Here is a 17,766-nt window from a genome sequence, read left to right as displayed (position 1 = left end):
ATATCAAATGAAAAATGAATCTTTGTCTCTACTCTTTAACCTGACAAAAACTCAATCCCTTTTACAGCGAAAATTTGATCGACTGAGTATGCACGGTTTAGGTTATACTGATTTTATGCTGTTACACCTCCTTGCTTCTACATCAGAGCAACAAATGCGTCGCATTGACTTGGCCAGTCGTATGGGACTAACTCCATCAGGGGTAACTCGTTTATTGAGTCCTTTAGAAAAAAATGGATTGGTAGGACGAGAAAGCAATGCCAGAGATGCACGAGTGAGTTATGTTGTTCTAACAGCAACGGGCCAACGCGTTTACGAAGAGGCTAAAGTTACTGCAGATGCCTTAGCAAACGATATACTTCCTAAAATCACAATGAATCAACTTCAAGCAATCACGGCTATATTTAAACAAATTGACCCTGAATTCACTTCTTTTTAATTTTATGTCCTGGTATGAAAAAAGTACAAATAAACAATATAGAACTGTGTTACCAAACCTTTGGGCAATCAAAACACCCTGCCATACTCCTCCTCAGTGGATTGGGGACAGCATTAACGCGATGGACCCTTCCGTTTTGTCAACAACTGGTAGAACGAGGCTATTATGTTATTCGCTATGACCAACGCGATACGGGATGCTCTTCTTTTACGCCTCATTCGTTTGCTCATACAGGAGAAGTGATGGATGTACTCCAAAAGGGAAAGGCTGAAGCTCCTTTTTATACCTTATACGATTTAGCTGCTGATGCTATTCACCTCTTGGATTATCTCCAAATTGAAAAGGCTCATATTATGGGGCGTTCTATGGGAGGAATTGTAGGACAGCTGTTAGCGAGTACCTATGCCAACCGCGTTTTGTCGTTGACCCTCATCATGACTACTTCGCTCAATCCTATTCTGCCTCAAACATCTCCCGAAGTGATGCAACAAATGATGGCACCACTACCGAATTATTTCACAGATAAAGAACAACACATTCAAGCGCGACTGGCCTTCCTTCAACGGATTGGTAGTACCGACTTACCCTTGAATGAACAAGAAGAGATTCAGCTCATCGAAGAAGACTTTCAGCGCAATGCAAAACCAAACAATACCTTACTTCATGTATGTGCTATCGGATTTACACCTTATAATCCAGAAATTACGGCGAATATCAGTTGTCCTACGCTCATTGTTCACGGAACCAACGATCCTATTTTCCCCCAAGAACATAGTTTAGATTTGCATGCTGCTATCTTTCATTCCAAACTATTGTTAATAGAACATATGGGACACGATTTGCACCCTGCAAGATTCCAAAAGGTTCTCAACGCATTTAGTCAAATCTAGGGATGCAAAACAGGGCTATTTCCGCTATCTTTACAAAAAAAACTATGAAACTTACAGAAGAACAACGCATTGCTATCAAAACGCACAATATTACTCGTATTGCTGAAAAGAACTATCGCTACATCGATTGGCTTCCTATTTTGGAACAGCCACAATTGCGAACACAAGAAGAGTTAATTGGGCGTATGTCTGTGATGAATGCTTTGATTAACATTTCTTTCGAAGCTCCGGTACACATTATCCAGCAATGGATTGAAAAACAAAATTTAACCAAACACTTATCGGCTTGGGAAAAAGAAATCCTATCGAAAACACAAGAGGATTTAGATCAATATGAAATCAATACGCTGCGTTGGTATTTGGAAGGATTATGGGCACTGATGTGGGCGGCTAAAATGATTCCGGATTTAGACGAAACAGAATGGAATGACGAATCGATGGCTGCGATGTTACCTAATCTAGAAGAAGGAGAAGATAACAATCGCTTAGATCAGATCACAACCATGCACTCAGTCGAAGAGCTGTACAGCATGCTCGATTTCTACTATCGCCTACATTGGTATTGTGTAGACGAACGCCTAGCGGGTAAAGAAGCCAAAGTCAATGAAGGCATTGTATACGAACGCCGTCGTGCATTAGAATGGCTGCTCAATGCAGAATCGGATTGGGATGCAATCGAAATGGGAACCTAGTAAAAATAAAAAACCTCTTGTGATGCACAAGAGGTTTTCTTTTGTTTAATCTTCTCTACTTCCGTCATCAGCCATTCGGACAATTTTAGGGGTAAACATCGCTACCACATCTACTAAATCGCCCTGGGCGGCCATCACTTGATGAATATCTTTATACGCCATCGGTGCTTCATCTTTACCTGCTCCGATTAGGTCAACTCCATGATCCTCTAAAACGGCCTGGATATCCTTAGCTTTTAGCGTTTTTATGGCTTGTGTTCGACTCATTTGTCGTCCTGCTCCATGGGAAGCAGAGTTCAAGGCTTCTTCTTCTCCTTTTCCGCGGACTAAAAACCCCGGTGCCGTCATGGACCCTGGGATAATTCCCATCACGCCTTTACTTGCCGGAGTCGCTCCTTTTCGGTGAACAATTACCTCTTTTCCTTGATACATTTCCTTCCAAGCGAAGTTATGGTGGTTTTCAATTTTTGCTAAGACCTCAGCCCCAATCGCCTTCGTCAATTTATCGTGAATCACCTCGTGACAAGCCGAAGCATAATCTCCTGCTAAGTTCATTAACGTCCAATATTCTTGACCCGCTTCTGAATTCAGATCCAAATACGCTAAATTCTTCGCTTCCTGAGGCAACTTACACAAATCTTTGGCAATCTGAGTGTATCGACCCGCAATCATCGCCCCCATTCCGCGAGAACCTGAATGGGTCAATAACGCCAAATACGTTCCTTGGTCAATATTCAACACCTCATCGCGTTGAGCAAACTCCACAATCCCCCATTCTACAAAGTGGTTTCCTCCACCCGAAGATCCCAATTGTGCCCAGGCTTTATCTTGTAGATTCTTGATAAAGGGATTCAAGTTAAATTCCCCTCTATCCAAGATAGCATGTTGGGCTTTATACTGCCCTAAGAATCCATGGCCCGCACCAAACTTCGTATGCTTCACCAATTGTTCCTTCAATACGGCTTCCATTCCATAAAATTCAATTCCCTTAATATCAAAAATGGACAACGCCATTCGACAGCCAATATCCACACCAACACCATAGGGAATCACAGCATTTTCTGTGGCTAATACTCCTCCAATTGGCAATCCGTATCCTTGATGTGCATCGGGCATTAAAGCCCCTGCAACAGCCACGGGTAATTTCACGGCAACTTCCATCTGCTTCATCGCTCCTTCTTCAATCTGATCAGCGCCATAAATACTATAGGCTACAGGGGTTTCTTTTAAAGGGATTGTTTCCTCCTCCTCTTCTGGCTGTCCTACTCCTTCAATAATTGCCGTGGCTAATTTTCCAAATACTTTATGGTTGATATAATCCTCCGCATTAGCTAAAACCATTTTATAGTGAGCTAACATTTCAACACGTGTTAGCCCAGTTCGCTTTTTATTTGCCTTTAAGGCAATCCCCAACAACTTGGTTTCAGGATATCCTAAGGCTAGTAAATCATTTCCGTTTATTTGTTTATTTTCTTTCATGTTTTTTTTCTTTGTTCTTTGCGCTTTGTTCTTTGCGCGGGTTACTGCCCCTCAACTGTTAACTGCTATACAACTCGTTTCTCATTTCGACCAACAATTCCTCCGTCTTCTTTAGCACTGGTTTTTCCATTAAAGAAGAAGTTTCGTACAGTTGCTCTATTTCTTCATGTAGGGCCGCTACCCGTTCGAGTAGCTCTTCATACGTAAAGTGTCCAGCCTTTATTTGGAGCAATTCTGCTCGGTAAGGGGTAAAAACTTCTAGCGTTCCCTGTTTGCCTATATCTCGAGCAATCAGCAGTAATCGCATGGTATGCATCATATTCTTACTGTCGTATCCTCCGCCGTGTTGGACTGTCGTTTGATAGCGCGTTTCATTTCGCTTCTCTATCCAATCCCAATATTCTTTATACTGCTTGCAATAACTGGAATACTCATCCATTTTACACAGGAAGTAGGCTTCTATAGGATCATTTTTGGGAATACTGCTCAAACACACTTGATTAGACATATCCGAGTAAACAATTCCCTTATAGCCTTTGTTTCTATCCTCATCGTAATACAAAGCGTATAATCCTTTCATGTGATCGACCTTTGCCAAACCACATTGGGCTTGCTGTTTACTCCTGCGTACTAACCAGTTTTTTAGCGCTACGGTTTTTTTCTCCTCTAGAACATAGCAAAAATCTAAAAGATCTTTGCGTTCCCTATCCATAGGTTGAAATACTTTTTTATTTAATCCTTTGGCTTTTTTCATCTGACTCAAGGCATAACCGGCAAAAGTATCTTTGGTTAATTTAGATAAAAAATCAGCTAAACGAACCTTTTCTAGTATAGGGTGTTTGTACAACACATACGCCTCAGGTGTGGCTAAGAGTTCTAAAATATTCGGATTGTTCTTGCTCAACAATTCTATAAAACGCCCCAACTCATAATACACAACATCATTGGTTTCATTGCTAATTTGAGGGATATAAGTCAGTCCATAAAAAAGTTCCTTGGGCAGATAAAAAACCCCACGTATATCGGTATCCGAATCTTTGGTTGCCAATCCGTAGGCTCTACTTCCACTGATACACTCAAAGAGCACAAGCCCTTTGGCTTTCATTTCTTCTATCGTCATTTCATTACCTCCTTTCTAAAGAAAAAGTTGATCTGTTCCTGATCAAAATCGTTTTTACTTTTATGAACGGTTGCTTTTGATAAGGAGTCATACAATGCCATTATATAGGCTTTTAAATTAGCGCTCCAAAAATACATCTCTTTTTCTGTCAAACTTTCTTTCTCCTTCATCAACTGTAGGATATCCTCTTTCAAGGCTTCATCCTGAACTAATACTAAGAGCGGAGCAAACTCCATGGGAGCAATACAATTGAACTGAACATTCCATTGAGCAGAAAGCAACGCGCGTAAAATGTAAAATAAGGATTTGTACTTAATTTGTTCTTCTTGATTCTCCAAAATTTTCTTTTTTGCCAATCCCAAATAATGATACGTATGGGTTTGTTGGCAATAGTAATTTTGACACAATTGCCACAGTTCTTCTTTAAATAAACTAGTTTCTCTGTATACTATAGGCGATTGAATCCATTCGAAAACCGTCGTATTTGATCGTATCAACAGTCCCAATACCTTTTTGAGATCCCAGGCATTAAAATCCCATAACCCATCCATAGGTAACTGTAAAAAATCTGACGGTTCCAAAACACTTACATAATCTGCTTGTTTTCTTTTGTAGATTAAACGCACATCATAATCGCTGTCTACAGAGGCAAATCCCCAAGCTCTACTTCCCGACTCGCAGGCATATAGTACTTCTATACCATGGGAGGATTCGATCTCTTTTATCTTTTGTTGTATTATATTTTTCATTTTTCATTTTTTAATTGGTGAGTGGTAAGTGGCTCTTCGCTCTTTGTGCTTTGCTCTTTGTGCTTTGCTCTTTGCTCGATTTGCAAACCGTAAACTGTTTACTACTTACTACTACTCACTACTTACTACTCACTACTCACTACTCACTACTCACTACTCACTACTCACTACTCACTACTCACTACTTACTACTCACTACTCACTACTCACTATTAACCAAACAACGCTTTCAATTCTTTCAATACATTACCACCGCCAGACAAGCTGATTTCGCCTACTTTATCTGCAATCTTCTCTAGGTATTCCATCTCTTTCAATCGCATCAGCATTTCGTTTTCTTCCATTAATTTGGCGGTATTCAACAAGCTTCGGGTAGCAGCTGTTTCTTCTCTTCGCGTGATCATATTGGCTTGTGCCTTTTTCTCAGCAATCAAAACCTGATTCATAATCTCTCGAATATCCCCCGGCAAGATAATATCTTTGATACCACAAGCTTTAAGGTTAATGCCCAAGGCTGAAATTTGATTGTGTACTTCATCAAAAATGGCTTGAGAGACATTTTCTTTGTTTTCCATCAATTCATCAAACGACATACGCCCGACTTTTTCTCTCAACATCAATTGCACGCTGTTGTACATTTGCTTCTCTACCTCTTTATTTTCCACATAAGCCAATAACAAATCGCGTACTTGATACACAATGTTGAAATTGATGCGCAACTGCACTTTGTCTTTGGTCAAAATTTCTTGTCCATTCATATCCATTGTTTGCTGACGCACATCGACAGAGAGAAGCTGAACTTTAATTTCATTCTTCCAATAGCAGTAGTCACCTGCATTCAAAATACCTTGAAACTGTTCATCGACAAACAACAAGCCTTTTTCATTTGCACCAACGGTATACACACGCAAGAAGTTGAGCATATTCCCCTTCGTTCTAATGTTTCGCGCAATTGTTGAAGGAACTTCCAAACCGTCAATCGCATACCGTTCAAAGGTATACAATTGTGCTTCTTTCCAATAGATATAGCGCCCCGCAGCTAATGCTGTGTGAAAAATATTATTTCGATAGACCAAAACTACTTCATTATCCATCACATCTACCACCTCTAACAAAGCCAGTAATGCTTCATTTTTCAACAGTGCATCCATATCTCTACGCATCGGAAATAGTTCTGCCTGATTGTATTCTACCACCTCTTTTTTTCCCCACAACCAGTATTGACCAGCGGTATATACTTTTTGCAATTCGCCTTGCTTAAATACTAAGGCCACGTGATTGGTTTTTACTTGTAACTTTCTCATCATCAATTATTTTTATTTTTTTATATCATTTATAAAAGAACAATCCTATTAGGTTTCCTTCACCATCAGCGGAAAAAGAAGGAGACGAAACAATCGAATTATTTGTCTATAGTCTGGAATCCCTCAGCAAGCAAGTGATTCGACCTATATGATCCCTAATTCTCTTCCTATCCTCTACCTTGTCTTTACAAGCTTGAGCGAAGTGTTTATTGCGTCCTTCTCCAAGAAGAACAGCAGCAAACAGAAACACTAATGGACTGAACTTTTCCATGGTGGAGATTTTTAACGAAGTTCTCCAGCTTCTCCAAAGATTGCTTTTAAGGCAATTGATATTCTACTCTACCCACTGAGTTACATTGCTATTGCAATGGTAGGATTCGAACCTACGACCCGAATATTGAAACTAAACCACTAGTCATTCTACTAAAGAACGTGAGGAGTCGAACCTCATTTTCTACTTGACCAAACAGAATAAGGTAAACGATTGTCCCTTACTTCCGCGCTATACAGAAACGCTTCCTAGGTTTGTATCTTTCGAACAGTACAAAGATGCACACCTAACTACGCAAACAATCTGCGTAGATTAAAATATTTTACACTATTATTTCAAAACATTTATTATCAATAGTTTAAAATATTAAACTACAGTACTGATTTATTAGGTACGCACATATACTGCGTAGTTAAAGAAAAATGTGACTAAAAAAACAACGAACAAAAGGCTAAAAGGAAAGAAAAACAAAAAGGGAGTCATTTTTCTTATGAAAAACACTCCCTTTTTACTTCTCGAATCGTATATCTATTCTTTTATTTGCCTCTGCATGATTTGATTGGTGTAATAACACTTCCTCACTTTAATAAAATCGGGCATACGTCCCATAACTTCAAAACCATGTTTATGATATAAACCAACAGCTGCTTTGTTTTCTTCGTACACTTGAAGCCACAAAATTTCCAAGCAATCTGTAGATTTTGCCCAATCTATAACATGCTGAACAAGTAAGGTTCCTAAACCACAGCCTCTCCAATCTCTTGAGATTCCCATACCTATAATTGCAGTATGTTGCAGTGCTTTTCTTGAACTGCCTGTTACATCTATATTTCCGATTAATTGTCCGTTATGCTCTGCAACCAATAAAAGCGAATTTGAGGCTTGCTGTAAAGAAATAATCCATTGTTTGGTTTCCTCCTCTGTTTTAGTAAATTCCTCTACTTCTAAAGGAATATAATCACTGTCTTGTAAATACGTTCGAATTAATTGATTTAAAGCCTCAGCATCTTCTACTTGGGCTTCTCTAATAATTACGGCATCTTCTTGCTTTAAAAGGCAGGTTTGTGGGATAAAAGAAAAGGATTTCAACATCTCATTCGGATTTAGAACTTAAATATACACTTTTAATTCACACCTCTTGATTTTGTTTTAACAACTGCGCAATCCCTATGCGCAATCCTTTCTTTTTACTTATTTTTGAACTTGTATTTTAAATTCAATGCTATGGCTACAAACAAACTTGCCTTATTGCGCTATCGCATTCTTGATGAATGTTTACAAAACCGATTCAGAAAGTGGACGTTAGACGACCTAATCGAAAAAGTTGCCGATGGGCTATATGAGTACGAAGGAATTGATACAGGAATCAGCAAGCGCACTATCCAAATGGACATACAAACCATGCGAAGCGATAGCTTGGGGTATAACGCTCCTATTGTGGTTGTAGACCGCAAATACTACACCTATGAAGATCCCCAATACAGCATCAAAAACTCTCCGATTAATGATGCCGATATGGAGAAACTCAAAGAAGTCGTTGCCATCTTAAAGCACTTAAACGGATTTAGTCAGGTCGATGAGATGAGTGAAGTCATAGCCAAATTGGACAACAGCTTATTAACGCGAAGTACAAAAGCACCCAACTACATTCAGATGGAAGGCAATCCGTTGTTGAAGGGAATCAAGTTTATCAGCCCGTTGTACGAAGCGATTAAAAATAAACAGACCTTGCTTATTGAATACAAGTCGTTCAAGTCCAAAGAAGCATCCAAACAATTTTACTACCCTTATCTGTTGAAAGAATACCGCAACCGCTGGTTTTTGATTACCCGAAGTAGTAAAAACAAACATTTACTTACTTTGGCACTAGATCGCATTACCCATGTATATACTTTGGCCAATGAACCTTATAAAGAATACCAAGGAGTTGATTTCGACCGCTACTTTGAAGATGTATTAGGGGTAACGAAAACAGAACAAGATCGCGCACAGAAAGTTATTTTATGGGTGAATCACTATCACGCGCCTTATGTCAAAACCAAACCGATTCACAGCTCTCAACAACTGCTAGAAGAAAATGAAAAAGGAATTAAAATACGATTAGACGTGGTACTCAATTTTGAACTAGAACGCGAGATTTTGGGGTTTGGCGAAGCGATTAAAGTACTTTCCCCTCGCCATTTACAACGCCAGATTGCCAAACGCGTAGAGAAAATGCATCAGCATTATTTGAAAGAAGAACGCTAATCTACGTCAACATATAAACACTGTTGTACAGCCTTCAACTCAAATAAAAAGAAAACGATCGCAAGCTGTTTTAGACTGAAGTAATTCAACCTCACACATAGGATGAGAAATTTACATAAATTGAAATAATCTATGTATAATTCCTTTAATTCAAAAACTAAATACACTACACCTTATGGCCAAAAATCCTATTTTAAAAATCACTTCAACCTCATTAGATCGTTGTATAGATGGAATCAGCTTACTGCTATTAGTTGCCTTCCTCGGTCTAACAGCATATTATTATGCGTCATTACCTGAAACCATTCCTACGCACTACAATGCTGCGGGAGAACCTGATGCCTATGGTCATAAAGCTTCTCTTTTTCTGTTAGTGGGAATCGCCCTTTTTATTTTTATTTTATTGCGTTACTTTCAAACTAAGCCCCACCTCTATAATTATCCGACCACAATAACAGAAGAAAATGCTCAGGAACAGTACACCAAAGCCGTGCGCATGATGCGTTTTTTGAACCTTATTACCCTAGTCATTTTCTTTTATCTCCAATACCAAACCATTCAGACGGCTTTGGGGAGTAGTGAAGGATTGGGTTCGTATTTTTTGGTGATCATCTTGGCGGTCTCTTTATTGCCTTTGCTCTTCTTACTCCCATCCAAAAAGAAACAAATTACATCCAAATAAAACAAATTACAACCAAAAAAAGGGGTTATCTTATACAAGACAACCCCTACTATTTTTTAAATCTACCGTCAACTGTAAACCGTCAACTGTAAACTAAATTAAATTTCTCTATTGATATCCCAAGCTTCTAAGATATCAGCTACGCGTTTCACGAATGATCCTCCTAAAGCACCATCTACCACACGGTGGTCATAACTGTGTGATAAGAACATTTTTTGGCGGATACCGATGAAATCTCCTTCTGGAGTTTCAATAACTGCAGGTACTTTGCGAATAGCTCCTAAAGCTAAAATACCTACTTGTGGTTGGTTGATGATTGGCGTACCAAATACACTTCCAAATGTACCCACGTTTGTTACCGTATACGTTCCACCTTGTGTATCGTCTGGTTTTAGTTTACCAGCTTTTGCACGGTTTCCTAAGTCGTTTACCGCTTTAGCCATACCTACTAAATTCAATTGATCTGCGTTTTTGATTACAGGTACAATTAAATTTCCATTTGGCAATGCTGCAGCCATTCCTAAGTTGATATTCTTTTTCTTGATGATGAAATCACCATCTACAGAAATATTCATTCCTGGGAAGTCTTTTAATGCTTTAGCCACTGCTTCCATAAAGATTGGTGTGAACGTTAGTTTCTCACCTTCTCTCTTTTCGAAAGTATTTTTAACTTTATTTCTCCAGTTTACGATATTAGTAACATCCACTTCGATGAAAGACTGTACGTGAGCTGAAATTTGAACAGACTGTACCATGTATCCTGAAATCAGTTTACGCATACGATCCATTTCAACGATTTCATCTCCACCGTTTACTGATACTGGAACTGCTTTAGTAGCTGTTGCTGGAGCCGGAGCTGCTGGAGCTTTAGCAACCGCTGCTGGAGCTGCTGCTTGTGGCTGAGAGCCTCTTTGTTCAACATAAGCTAAAATATCGTTTTTCGTCACTCTGCCTTCTTTCCCTGTTCCTTGGATTGCTTCCAATTCACTCAAAGAGATCCCCTCTTCTTTTGCGATATTTTTTACTAAAGGTGAAAAGAATTTTTCAGAAGCTGAAAAATCTACTGGAGCAGCAACGTCTTGTGCCACCTGTACTGTTTGTTCTACTGCTGCAACAGTTGGAGTTGCTGTAGCCGCTGGAGTTGAAGCAACTTCTCCTCCTTCAGTTTCAATAATAGCGATCGTTTGTCCTACTTGAACAACATCGTCTACTTGAAATAATATTTCTACCAAAGTTCCCTCTACTTCTGATGGAACTTCACTGTCAACTTTATCCGTTGCGATTTCTAATACTGTCTCATCAGCCTCAATGCGATCCCCTACATTCTTCAACCAGTTTGTAATGGTTGCTTCCGCAACACTTTCTCCCATTTTGGGTAATTTCAATTCGAACTTTGCCATATTTATAACCTAAGGTTGTGTTTCTTAATTCAGATTACAAATTTAATAATATTTCGGACTTATTCCACGTAAAGATAAAATTATCATTCTTCTAAAATTATTACCGAACCTTTACTATTACTATCATTACTACCAATCAAAAACAAAGAATTTACAGGTTTAATTTTATAAATTATTTCTGATCTATAATTTTTATGCATAAAGGTAATGATCTCTTTATTAGTTAAATAATCGCCATCGAAGACAATTTCCAATAAATCGCCATTCGACTGAACTTTTTGATGAAGGATTTCTTGAAGTTTATCCAGTTGTTCAACATGTTCAATGCTTCGTTCTAACGCGCGTTCTACTTGTTTTTTAAAATGCTTATTTGGGCTAACGACTATGGTATGCGATACAATATCCAATTTAGGGCTGTGTTTCTTTTGCTTAAACAATAGAAAAACAAACGTAATAAGGCGCATTAAGAGGTCGAACAAATAGGATTTTCGAAAGTGTTTTTCATAAAAAATCTGGATGCCTCGATGGAATCGTTTGACGTATTCCAAATCTTTTATAGTGCTTTCTCCTTTGTAGTGAATCACTGTGGTGTCAGCAAAGTAAAAGTTTTCATAGCCTGCTTTTAAACTTGCATAGGACAAATCAGTATCCTCTACATACATAAAGAAACGCTCGTCAAATCCTCCTAGAGTTAAATAGAGGTGTTTGGGCATAAACATAAAAGCTCCGACTAAGATTTCCACTGCTCCACTAGTGTTTTGGGATAAATGGGCGGCATAATAGCCATTAACAATCGAACTAGTAGGAAAGAGCTTATAAAACCCCGTTACCTTCATCAAAGACCGCCAATAGGTCGGAATTCCCCTTTTTGATTCGGGTAAAAATTCCCCTCGACCATCAATCATCTTACAACCTACAATACCGAGGCCTTCCCTGCTTTTAAATAAGTGCAAGAGCTTTAAAAAACTGTCCTCTGCTACCACAGTATCTGGATTGAGAATACAGATATACTCCCCTTTTGCCTCCTGAACTCCGATATTATTCCCTTTGGGAAAACCCATGTTTTCTTTATTTTCGATATATAAAAGCTCAGGGAATAATTGTCGCATCATCTCTGCACTACCATCTTGAGAATTATTGTCCACTACGATAATCTCTGCTTCAATTGCCGTAGTTGCGGCTTGCACAGCTTTAATGCATTGCTCCAAGAAGAAACGAACGTTGTAGTTTAAAATAATTATAGATAATTGCATGTGGCAAATATAGTAGGATTAAGAAAACTTCAATAGATATAGTGTAAAAAAAAAAGGCTAATTACTTGATGTAATTAGCCTTTTACCACTAGGTATAGTTGGTATACCTATTATTTATTTACTGATTGCTTCGATTGTTTTCTTAGCAAAACTATTCGTAGGATCCAAGTTTAATACTTTTTTGAATTCTGCAATAGCTTCTGTGTTTTTGTCTTTGTTTGCGTAGTAAGTAGCGATTGACGTATGCGCTTCGATAATTTGTTCTTTATTCGAAGGATCTTTCAATTCGTTCTTCTCTGCTAATACTTTTAAGAATCCTTGGTATGACTCAAACATTCTATCGTAAGCATCTACGTGATCAATGTAACGATTTGCACGTGCTCTGTAGAAATAAGCTTCTTGTGTTAATGGAGAAGCCTCAATCGTTTTAGCTAAATACGCATCTGCTTTTTTCAAAAGCTCTTCACTATCTGGACGATCTTCAGACCCTAATAGGTAGTATGAATATCCTACGTAGTAATTATCGTAAATATACCCACTTGACTCTTTAAAATCAGCCGAAATACTCAAGATATCAATTACGTTTTGGTATTTTTTCTCTCTGAATAAATCCAATCCGAAACGGTTGAATTCTCCAGCGATAGCCAACTCAACGTTGATTGCATCTTTTAAGTGGTTCAACCCTTTGTGGTAGGTTTCTTTGTTCTCCCCATAGTTCGATTGACCAATTTCAGATAACCCTAAGTACAAGTAATCTCTACCAATGGCGTTTAAACTTTTAGACTCTTTCAAATAAACTTTTAAGAACTTATCTAAAGCATCCGCACTTACGTCATAATTTTTATTTTCGTAAGCTGCATACCCTAAATATCTATGAATACGAGGATTTACACCTTTAATATCTTTCATTTGAGTAGCCACTCTTTCTAGTTCTACATAGTTTTCTGTCAGTACTAAAAAGTCTGCATAACGCATTTGAGAATCGATGGAATTATCTGTAGCTTTGATGAACTTTTTATAGTTTTCTCCCGCTTGCGCGATTAATTCTTTTTCCTGTTTAGCATTTACTTTGGACCACATATATGAAATCTCAGCGATTTCTCTATACGCAGGTGCATAATTTGGTGTCGTAGCTAATATCTCTTCACATGCCTTTATTGCATCGGCATAGGCACGTGCGCGTTTAGTAATCATGGCCATTTGCAATTTTGCCTCTACCAAAGAATTATCTAAATCATAAGCGTTTCTAAAAGAAGAATACGCATCGTTCAAATTCTTTTGCTCTAAAAAAGCACGTCCTAAAAGCAAGTGAGCTGTTGGATTGCTGTAATCTTTCGCAACAACATCAGCTGCAATTTTTTGAGCTGCCTTTGCATCTGGCATTTTAGAATTCAAATAAGCAGCGGCTACTAACAATTGCTCGTCATAATCTTTTTTTCTCATTTCCTTTTCAGCCTTTGAGAAATTAGCTACAGCCTCTGCCGCACGATTATTATCTAATTCTATTTGCCCTAGACCCACGTAATTCAAAGATCCTTTTGTTTTAGCAAGAAGTCCTTGATCAAAATAGTAACGTGCCGAATCCGATTGGTCTTCTCTTAAGAACACATCTCCTAAATAATAGTAGTTGATTCCCTCTGCAGGTTTCTTACTGATTAAATCTTTTAAAATTTCTTTAGCCTTATCAAATTGCTCTGCATTGATTGCTGTTTTTGCTTCATTAATACTTTGAGCAAAAGCAAAAGAACTACTTAAAGCTAAAGTCAACAATGAAATAGAATACTTTTTATTCATAATATATCGTTATTGTTTTATAAGTATATGTGTGTTTATTTAATTTCTTTGGTTACCACGATTTCTCTTGGTGGTGTATTGAAAGGGAATAATCCCGATTTTAAGACCACGCGTTGTCCTTTATAGCCGGCGATATATGAGGCAAAACCTGTTCCTAGTCCATTTTTTCCTTGCATATCCCAAACGTACAATTTACGAATTAACGGATAAGTACCTTCTGCAATATTGTTCTGACTGGGTTTATAATAGTGAGCATCTTTAGGATTTTTTACGGCTAATACTTTTACCTGGTCGATGTGTTTTTGAATTGCTTTAGTAGGTTGTGTCAACCAATTCAGACCAATAACCCCAATTGCTTTTGGGTTCTTCACCACATAATCAATTACCTCTTCTGTTGTATTGAGGAAGTAGGCATAATCTTTTGGAAAAGAATCAAAACCAGTGGCCTGGCGAAATGCGGAAGAAACGCTAGAATTGTAATTGTCAAACACTAAAAAAGAATCGGTGTCTTTTGCACCTCCGTGTTCAATTTGTTTTAAAATATTTTGATAGTCGACGATAGAATCAGTAGCTGATTTGTTGGTCACAAATACGATTGCATCGCTAGCAAAATGGGTTTGTTTAGGTGCAACTACGCCTTCGTAATGTTTCAATTCTTCAGCATTCATCATACGAGGCAACACAGCCACGCGAATAGAGTCGGATAGCAATAGCTGAATCACTTCTCGTTCTGACTTTGGTAGCAAATGTAGTTTGGCGCGTTTGTACTCGTTTTCGTAAAGAATCGCTACATCTTCAACGATTGGAAAAACGGACTCATCCACTCCAAGTGTGAGTGTACCACTGAGTAAAGTTTCTTCTTGCGTTGCAGGTTCACTACCAGCTTCGTTTGATGGCGTATGCTTATCCTTACATTGAAAGAACAAACTACTTGTTGCTAAAACACCAACTAAAATACCTATTCTAGCGGCGCTTTTTCTTCGAATCATATAAAACAAATTTAGAGCACAACCTAGTACGCTCATTATCTTTCGTCTAAGATAGATATTCTTTGTAAGAAGCAAAAAATAAAAGTAGTTTTTAACATAAATTGCAGACAATAAAAAAAGCTTCGAGTGATTCGAAGCTTTTTTTTAATCTTTTCCCATATTAGTATTCCACAATCGGTAGAACCTAAAAAAACCATAGACTATTAATACGATACCGAATAAGATTCGGTGCGAATCTTCCATTTGAAAGGGTATGGATTTATTTACAATCAAAGCGATACCACAAAACAAATAGAGCAGAAAAAACAATAGTCCAAAAAAGAACAAAAATCGCTGTAAAAGCGATTTTTGTTTAAAATTATTGTTAAACATTACTATTGAACTTGAATTGTAATTGGTAATGTAAACTGAGATCGAACTGTTTTACCATTTTGTACAGCTGGTTTCCACTTCGGCATATTAGACAATACGCGTACTGCTTCTTTTCCAGCACCGTAACCTGGGTCACGTACTACTTTGATATCCGTTAATGAACCGTCTTTTTCAACGATAAACATTACGATAACACGGATTGACTTCACACCTGAATCAATTTCTGGAGTTCTAAAACGCTGAATAAATTGTTTATTAAACGCTTGCATTCCTCCAGGGTATTCAGCAGGTACTTGTACAGCAATGAAAACTTCGTTTCCATCTCCATCGCCTCCTGAACCTGTTCCTTTGTCAGCTTCTCCGGTTTTCTCGGTGATTTTGATTTCCCCTTTGTCCTTATCCCCTTTCATGTCCTTTTTCCCTACCTCAGCATCTTTGAAGTCCTCTTGTTTAGCGATTTCTTCTTTCACTTCCTCCTTTTTCGCAATTTCTGGTTCAGTAAACTTTTTTGTATCGTTTATTGATTTAACCTCATCTGCTGGTGGTGGTGGCGGTGGTGGTGGCACATCCTCAGGTGGTGGTGGTGGAGGGGGTGGTGTGTTATCTGGTAAATTGATATTTTCCATTTCGATAACTTTATCCAACTTATCCACCTTATTATTTCCAAAAGTTCCCTTTGCCATATCGATTAACATAGGTGAAACCAATGCTAAACCGAACAAAGCAATACCTGAAAACAACGCTACGGTTGTCACTTTTGGGTTTTCAGATCGCAATTGATATGCTCCGTAAGACTTGTTACGTCCTTCGAAGATAATATCAACCCAATCCTTTTTAAAGATATTTAATTTTGACATAATTTCTTAATTTCTCAGAACGTTAACTACTTCTCACCTAATATTTCTAAATCTTCAGGCGTGATATCTACTAGTGCATATGATTTAATACCTGAGATAGCCATCTCATCTAAAATATCAACTAAGTTGCGATATGTAGCTTTTTCACTTGCTCTGATGATTACGATCAATCCTTGATCCGCTTTTTGCGAATAAGCTAAAGCCGCTTTGTCTTTTTCTAACAAGACTTGGCGAATTCCCTCTTTTCCATAGGTTTGATCTGTTGGTTCTTCTAATGGGTTGTTAACCATCCCCATATACCATTTCAGTTTGTTATCCCCGCCAATCAGTATGGTCATTGTACGGTTCTCATCTACTTTTGTTTTTTCTTCCTCAATTTCAGTATCCGCATCCTTGTCTGGCATTGCAAGATTCATTGACTGAGGCTTATTCATAGATGTTGTCAACATAAAGAACGTAATCAATAAGAAGGCCAAATCCACCATCGCAGTTAAATCTACTCCGGCATTTTGTTTCTTACTTCTTACTTTTTTGTCCTTATTGCCTCCGCCGCCTGTATTTAATTCAGCCATTTACAGTTTAATTTTTTAATGATTAAAAATCTTCGTTTCTAAGTCCTGTAACTAAGAAGAATCTATTTACGCGTTGCTCTTGTAAGATATCGATAACGTTTTTCACTGCAGGGTAATTTGCCTCAGCATCTCCCTTAATTGCAACGTCTAACACTTTGTTATTATTTTCTTTTGCAACAATACGTGCCATCTCTACCCAATCTTTTAATTGATTATTTACAGAATCTGTTGGAATACCTGGTTGGTCTGCACCAACTTTGTTTCTAACATCTGCAGGTAGATTTAAAAATTTCTTCAATTCGTTAATAGGAGTTCCGATACCTTCAGTATAAGCAAATACTTCTTTTTCTTTATCATTAAACTCTATCTGATAACGACCACCCATTTTTTCAAGCGTAGCAATACGATCTTCTTTACCTAAAACTCCGAAGAAAACCTTTTCTTTACCTGGTTCTCCTCCAATTGTAACTGTTGCTAAGTTACTTTCTGGCAACTTCGTTTGAACGGTTGAATTGGGTGTATCTACTGGTAATGGCTCCGGAAGCTTTGCTGTCGATGTTAATACGAAGAATGTTAAGAGTAAGAATGACACGTCACACATTGCGGTCATATCTACGCTCATACTCTTCTTTTTCATTTTACCTTTAGCCATTGAT

17 protein-coding genes are annotated in these 17,766 nt (G+C 38.0%); 5 read left to right on the top strand and 12 right to left on the bottom strand.

The window, feature by feature from the left end; translation table 11 throughout:
- Positions 1-7: 7 nt before the first annotated feature.
- Genes H4K35_RS01845 through H4K35_RS01835 form a run of 3 tightly spaced genes read left to right on the top strand, consistent with a single transcriptional unit; the run spans position 8 to position 2,021 of the window.
- Complete coding sequence (locus tag H4K35_RS01845; RefSeq protein ID WP_182625678.1) at positions 8-439, top strand: MarR family winged helix-turn-helix transcriptional regulator; 432 nt, start codon at positions 8-10, stop codon at positions 437-439.
- Between the two features lie 14 nt (positions 440-453).
- Positions 454-1,329, top strand: coding sequence for an alpha/beta fold hydrolase (locus H4K35_RS01840; RefSeq protein WP_182625677.1), 876 nt, complete (start codon positions 454-456; stop codon positions 1,327-1,329).
- 44 nt (positions 1,330-1,373) lie between these two features.
- Complete coding sequence (locus H4K35_RS01835; protein ID WP_182625676.1) at positions 1,374-2,021, top strand: DUF4272 domain-containing protein; 648 nt, start codon at positions 1,374-1,376, stop codon at positions 2,019-2,021.
- A 45-nt stretch (positions 2,022-2,066) separates the two neighbouring features.
- On the opposite strand, the gene H4K35_RS01830 is transcribed toward H4K35_RS01835, so the two are convergent.
- The 5 genes from H4K35_RS01830 to H4K35_RS01810 all read right to left on the bottom strand — a co-directional run bounded on the left by H4K35_RS01830 (position 2,067) and on the right by H4K35_RS01810 (position 8,036).
- On the bottom strand, positions 2,067-3,500 hold the full coding sequence (locus tag H4K35_RS01830; protein WP_182625675.1) for an RtcB family protein: 1,434 nt from the start codon (positions 3,498-3,500) through the stop codon (positions 2,067-2,069).
- A 58-nt stretch (positions 3,501-3,558) separates the two neighbouring features.
- Complete coding sequence (locus H4K35_RS01825; protein ID WP_182625674.1) at positions 3,559-4,620, bottom strand: nucleotidyltransferase domain-containing protein; 1,062 nt, start codon at positions 4,618-4,620, stop codon at positions 3,559-3,561.
- Positions 4,617-5,369, bottom strand: coding sequence for a nucleotidyltransferase domain-containing protein (locus tag H4K35_RS01820; RefSeq protein WP_182625673.1), 753 nt, complete (start codon positions 5,367-5,369; stop codon positions 4,617-4,619). Before H4K35_RS01820 ends, H4K35_RS01825 begins: the two co-directional genes overlap by 4 nt.
- 212 nt (positions 5,370-5,581) lie before the next feature.
- Entirely contained in the window at positions 5,582-6,676 is a 1,095-nt protein-coding gene (locus tag H4K35_RS01815; RefSeq protein ID WP_255492328.1) for a slipin family protein, read from the bottom strand.
- Positions 6,677-7,472: 796 nt separating this feature from the next.
- Complete coding sequence (locus tag H4K35_RS01810) at positions 7,473-8,036, bottom strand: GNAT family N-acetyltransferase (protein ID WP_182625672.1); 564 nt, start codon at positions 8,034-8,036, stop codon at positions 7,473-7,475.
- A gap of 132 nt (positions 8,037-8,168) precedes the next feature.
- Here H4K35_RS01810 and H4K35_RS01805 point away from each other — a divergent pair, with 132 nt between their 5' ends.
- Together H4K35_RS01805 and H4K35_RS01800 are read left to right on the top strand one after the other, a co-directional pair.
- A complete protein-coding gene (locus H4K35_RS01805) occupies positions 8,169-9,191 on the top strand; it encodes a YafY family protein (RefSeq protein ID WP_182625671.1) in 1,023 nt (340 codons plus the stop codon).
- 175 nt (positions 9,192-9,366) lie between these two features.
- Positions 9,367-9,873 (top strand): DUF1648 domain-containing protein, encoded by a 507-nt coding sequence (locus H4K35_RS01800; RefSeq protein WP_182625670.1) that lies wholly within the window; start codon positions 9,367-9,369, stop codon positions 9,871-9,873.
- A 98-nt stretch (positions 9,874-9,971) separates the two neighbouring features.
- On the opposite strand, the gene H4K35_RS01795 is transcribed toward H4K35_RS01800, so the two are convergent.
- The 7 genes from H4K35_RS01795 to H4K35_RS01765 all read right to left on the bottom strand — a co-directional run bounded on the left by H4K35_RS01795 (position 9,972) and on the right by H4K35_RS01765 (position 17,762).
- Positions 9,972-11,273, bottom strand: coding sequence for a dihydrolipoamide acetyltransferase family protein (locus tag H4K35_RS01795; RefSeq protein WP_182625669.1), 1,302 nt, complete (start codon positions 11,271-11,273; stop codon positions 9,972-9,974).
- Between the two features lie 83 nt (positions 11,274-11,356).
- Positions 11,357-12,526: a glycosyltransferase family 2 protein gene (locus tag H4K35_RS01790; RefSeq protein WP_182625668.1), complete on the bottom strand. Its 1,170-nt coding sequence runs from the start codon at positions 12,524-12,526 to the stop codon at positions 11,357-11,359.
- 114 nt (positions 12,527-12,640) lie between these two features.
- A complete protein-coding gene (locus H4K35_RS01785) occupies positions 12,641-14,320 on the bottom strand; it encodes a tetratricopeptide repeat protein (protein WP_182625667.1) in 1,680 nt (559 codons plus the stop codon).
- A 35-nt stretch (positions 14,321-14,355) separates the two neighbouring features.
- Positions 14,356-15,309: a PstS family phosphate ABC transporter substrate-binding protein gene (locus H4K35_RS01780; protein ID WP_182625666.1), complete on the bottom strand. Its 954-nt coding sequence runs from the start codon at positions 15,307-15,309 to the stop codon at positions 14,356-14,358.
- Positions 15,310-15,683: 374 nt separating this feature from the next.
- Complete coding sequence (locus H4K35_RS01775; RefSeq protein ID WP_182625665.1) at positions 15,684-16,538, bottom strand: energy transducer TonB; 855 nt, start codon at positions 16,536-16,538, stop codon at positions 15,684-15,686.
- A gap of 26 nt (positions 16,539-16,564) precedes the next feature.
- Entirely contained in the window at positions 16,565-17,110 is a 546-nt protein-coding gene (locus H4K35_RS01770; protein ID WP_182625664.1) for a biopolymer transporter ExbD, read from the bottom strand.
- Between the two features lie 22 nt (positions 17,111-17,132).
- A complete protein-coding gene (locus tag H4K35_RS01765) occupies positions 17,133-17,762 on the bottom strand; it encodes a biopolymer transporter ExbD (protein ID WP_182625663.1) in 630 nt (209 codons plus the stop codon).
- Positions 17,763-17,766: the final 4 nt, after the last annotated feature.

Source organism: Myroides sp. NP-2 (assembly GCF_014145665.1).
Lineage (GTDB): Bacteria > Bacteroidota > Bacteroidia > Flavobacteriales > Flavobacteriaceae > Flavobacterium.
Note: the sequence above shows the minus strand (reverse complement) of the source record. Positions and strands in the feature narration are given on the sequence as shown.